The organism is Dehalococcoidales bacterium, assembly GCA_030698765.1.
Classification (GTDB): domain Bacteria; phylum Chloroflexota; class Dehalococcoidia; order Dehalococcoidales; family UBA2162; genus JAUYMF01.
The window spans coordinates 1-4,245 of record JAUYMF010000143.1; the positions used below are offsets into that span (position 1 = coordinate 1).

Consider the following 4,245-nt stretch of genomic DNA (forward strand, 5'->3'; position numbering starts at 1 on the left):
GGCGGCGGTCCCGGTGACCGATACCATCAAGGTGTCCGGAGATGACGGTTTTATCAGGGAGACGTTGCCCCGGCACAACCTGTGGGCAGCGCAGACGCCGCAGGTGTTTCTTTCTGATATAATAGCTAAGGCATACCAGCAGGTGACCGACGACGTAACCGATGATGCGACGTTGGTGGAACGGCTGGGGTACAGGATTAAACTCTACATGGGTTCTTATGGTAATATAAAGGTGACCACTCCTGATGACCTGGCTCTGGCCGGGGTCTTGTGGCAGAAACGGTTAAGCCCGGGCACCTAACCGCCCGCGGTGAGTGGGGAAAACCAGGGTGCATTTCAAAGCGACGACCAAACACGGGGGGAAATAATAGATGCGTGTTGGAATAGGTTACGATGTCCACCCTCTGGTTCCGGGACGCCGCCTGGTGCTGGGTGGGGTGGTAATACCTTTTTACCTGGGACTAGGTGGCTGGAGTGACGCTGACGTGCTGACCCACGCTATCATCGATGCTCTGCTCGGGGCTGCCAGTCTGGGGGATATCGGCAGTCACTTCCCCCCCGGTGAGCCGGAATACAAGGATATTTCCAGCCTGGTACTGCTGGAAAGGACCACCGTCAGGCTGGCGGAAAACGGCTGGCGGGTGAATAATATTGATGCCACCGTGGTCGCCGAGGAGCCTAAACTGAGGGATTTTATCGAGCCGATACGCCGGCAGCTCAGCCAGACACTGGGTATCACCGCCGGTCAGGTGAGCGTGAAAGCCAGCACCTCATCCCGACTCGGTTTCGTCGGGCAGGGAGAAGGTATTGCTGTTTATGCCGTGGCAACGGTAGTAAAGGATAGTAAAGGAAAATCGAGTTAGATGAAAGTATTCAATACCTTGTCCAGGCAGAAAGAAGATTTTTTGCCCCGTGATAGCAATGAAGTAAAGATGTATGTCTGCGGGGTTACCCCGTACAGTGAATCACATATCGGCCACGCCATGAGCTATATCATTTTTGATGTCATCCGCCGCTATCTGAAATTCCGCGGTTACCGGGTAAGGTATGTTCAGAACATCACCGATATTGACGACAAGATTATCGACCGCGCCAATCATCTCGGTATTTCCACCCGGGAACTGGCGGAGAAATACAGCCAGAGCTATCTGGAGGACATGGAAGCCCTCAACATCATCCCGGCGGATGTTTATCCCCGGGCTACCGGGGAAATCGCCAAAATCATTGAAATAGTGGAGGGGCTTATCGATAAAGGATATGCCTACCCGGCCGGGGGTAGCGTCTATTTCCGTGTCAGGAACGTCCACGACTACGGGAAACTTTCCCGTCGCAACTTTGAGTCGATGCTGGCGGCGGAAAATGCGGTGGGCGGCGATGAAAAAGAGAGCCCGATGGACTTTGTCCTCTGGAAAGCGACCAAGCCCGGTGAGCCGTCCTGGGAAAGCCCCTGGGGGGCGGGCAGGCCCGGCTGGCACATCGAGTGCAGCGCGATGTCACTGAAGTACCTGGGCGATACCATTGATATTCACGGTGGGGGGCGGGACCTGGTCTTTCCCCACCATGAGAACGAGATTGCCCAGTCAGAGAGCTTTACCGGCAGGAAACCCTTCGTCAAATACTGGCTGCATAACGGGCTTCTGCAGCTGGGCGAAGAGAAGATGAGCAAGTCCCTGGGCAACCTGGTGACGATAAAGGAAGCCCTGACCAGATACAGTGCCGATGCCCTCCGTATCTTTGTCCTCAGCTCCCACTACCGCCGCCCGCTGACCTACTCTGAAGAAGCCCTGGAGGCGGCGGAGAAAGGAGCGGAAAGACTAAGGCAGGTAGTTTCACTCCCTGTTGAAGATAGAGAAGCCGAAGATGGAATAGATGTCCAGGCTTATCAGGACAGGTTCATCAAGGCAATGGATGATGATTTTAATACCGCACAGGCGGTAGCCATCCTGTTTGATTTGGCCCGGGATATTAACCGTGCCGGTGAGGCAGGACATGGGGTTGCCTTGGGCCAAAAAAGACTCCTGGAGATGGCTGGTGTCCTCGGTTTAACCCTGAAACCACCGGAACAGCCGCTAATGGATACTGAGCCGCTACGCCAGGTACTGGCTGCAATCAATAATCAGCTTAGGGAAGCCGGGCTGAGCGGGATGCCGGAGGCTGGTCTGCCCGATGATGTTGACTCCCTGATGGAAGTGGCGATTACGACCCGTAACCAGCTCAGGGAAGCCAAGAAGTGGCAGCTTGCCGATGAGGTACGAAACAAACTGGACGGACTGGGAATTACCCTGGAAGATACTCCCAGGGGCACGGTGTGGAAGAGCAAACGGTAGCAGTCCAATATCTAAATAAGCTTATGCGAACGCAGAGCTACACGGGAACAGGTTAGAACAATTGGAGATAAAGCAGGACGATAGACTGGTTAAGATGCTGGCGGACATGGTCAGTTTTGTCACCCGCCGCGAGGGCAAGAAGTTCCTCAAGCTCAGCCAGGAGATTGACGACTCCATAATCAGGGGGTCGGGAAGGGAAGGAGAAGAGGGCACCTCCCTCTACATCCATATACCCTTCTGCCGTACCCTCTGCCCTTTCTGCTGCTTTAACCGCTACCTGTTCAAGGAAGACCGCGCCCGGCAGTACTTCCGGAGCCTGAGAAAGGAGCTTGACATCTATATACAGCGCGGCTTTAAATTCTCCGAATTCTACTTCGGGGGTGGGACGCCCACCCTGCTCATGGACGAGCTAGCCGGCTTCATTGATTACCTCAAGGACAACTTTAGGGTAAAACAGATCTCCCTGGAGACCACACCCCGCGAGCTAACGCCGGAGACGGTAAGCCAGCTGAAGACAGCAGGCATCAACCGTCTGTCCATCGGGGTACAGAGCTTCGACGATGATTTATTAAAGTCTATGGGCAGGTATGTTTGCCACGGAGAAGAGATAAAAGAAAGGCTGCTGCTGGCGCAGGGTAAATTCGATACCCTTAACGTTGACTTTGTCTTTAACTTCCCCGGCCAGACCCTCGAGCAGTTTGAGGCGGACGTAGCGGCCTTCAAGAAGCTGGGGATAGACCAGGCCACCTTCTACCCGTTGATGGCTTCGCCCCACAAGAAGGATGCCCTGGAACGCAGGTTCAACCACATCGATACCTCCCGGGAAAAGAGGTTCTATGATGTCATCCTCAGGGAGCTTTATAACGACGGCTACGAGGCATCGACCGTATGGTGCTTTTCCAAAGGACAGAGGATAATTGATGAGTACATCATTGACTCTGATGATTACATCGGTATAGGCTCCGGCTCGGTAAGCATCTTCAAAGGAAACTTCTACGTGAACTCTTTTTCGCTGGAAAAATACGAGGAGCTTCTCGCTGCCGACAGGTTGCCCATCGTCGGCTGGAGGGCGCTCTCCGGGGCGGAATACCGCCGTTACTATCTGCTGACCAAGCTCTTCGGCACCGCAGTTAACGGGGGAAGGTTTCAGCAGCGGTTTGATTCTGATATCAACCGGAAACTGAGTGCCGAGCTCCTTTTTTTCCGGCTCTTCGGCCTGGTCCGGGGTAAAGACAGTATCACGGTAACCCCGAAAGGGATGTACCCGGTCAGCGTCATGATGAGGGAGTTCTTCGCTTCCCTGAACACTTTAAGGGAACACTACATCGAAAAACAGGTTTAAGCTGGTGAGAGAATTCAGATGATAGGGTCCAAGAGGGGCTGCGCCCCTCTTCTCTTTTCTTCCTCATTCCTTTACCAAAGAGCCTGTCCTGGGCTTGCCGAAGGGAAGGGGGACAGGGGGATGGATTAAGAACACAATATGTTGGTTAAGTTCCTTGCCTGGGTAAAGAGATATCCAGTTGCCGACAAATTCTTCTGGCCAGGAGGGTTTCTATTTCCCGGTGGCGGGGAACCGTCGCAATATGCCCGTTCTCTGGATTCAGGGAAACTGAATGTTTGGCACCCTCTCGATTGAGCACGCAGCCTTCTCTGGTCAGATGGCTGATGAGGTCACGGCGTTTCATGGAGTTACACTTGAATCTGTATCTTCCTCTTCAGAACTTCCCCACCTGAGCCTTTATCTTTCATTTCACGCCGGGTTTCCAGGATAAGCTGCACCGCTTCCTTCAGATTTTCTTCTACCTCTTTAATCGTCTTGCCCTGACTGAAAGCCCCAGGGACAGCATCCACCCACCCAATGTACCATTTATCCCGTTTTTCAATAGTAGCTTCGAAAGTTCGCTCCATGCCCTGCCTC

General features: G+C 53.6%; 5 protein-coding genes. 4 read left to right on the top strand and 1 reads right to left on the bottom strand.

The genetic code is table 11. From position 1 onward, the window contains the following. The 4 genes from Q8Q07_06880 to Q8Q07_06895 form a co-directional block, all read left to right on the top strand. Positions 1-301 (top strand): 2-C-methyl-D-erythritol 4-phosphate cytidylyltransferase (locus tag Q8Q07_06880; protein MDP3880008.1); only part of this gene is annotated, 301 nt, incomplete at its 5' end. A 70-nt stretch (positions 302-371) separates the two neighbouring features. Continuing rightward, positions 372-863: a 2-C-methyl-D-erythritol 2,4-cyclodiphosphate synthase gene (gene ispF / locus Q8Q07_06885; protein MDP3880009.1), complete on the top strand. Its 492-nt coding sequence runs from the start codon at positions 372-374 to the stop codon at positions 861-863. Then, positions 864-2,327 carry a cysteine--tRNA ligase gene (gene cysS, locus Q8Q07_06890; GenBank protein ID MDP3880010.1) on the top strand — a complete coding sequence of 488 codons (1,464 nt, stop codon included), beginning with the start codon at positions 864-866 and terminating at the stop codon, positions 2,325-2,327. It abuts the gene before it with no gap. 61 nt (positions 2,328-2,388) lie between these two features. After that, positions 2,389-3,669: a coproporphyrinogen III oxidase family protein gene (locus Q8Q07_06895; GenBank protein MDP3880011.1), complete on the top strand. Its 1,281-nt coding sequence runs from the start codon at positions 2,389-2,391 to the stop codon at positions 3,667-3,669. A 347-nt stretch (positions 3,670-4,016) separates the two neighbouring features. Here Q8Q07_06895 and Q8Q07_06900 read toward each other — a convergent pair. Then, on the bottom strand, positions 4,017-4,245 hold a 229-nt coding region (locus Q8Q07_06900), incomplete at its 5' end, for a type II toxin-antitoxin system HicB family antitoxin (GenBank protein ID MDP3880012.1).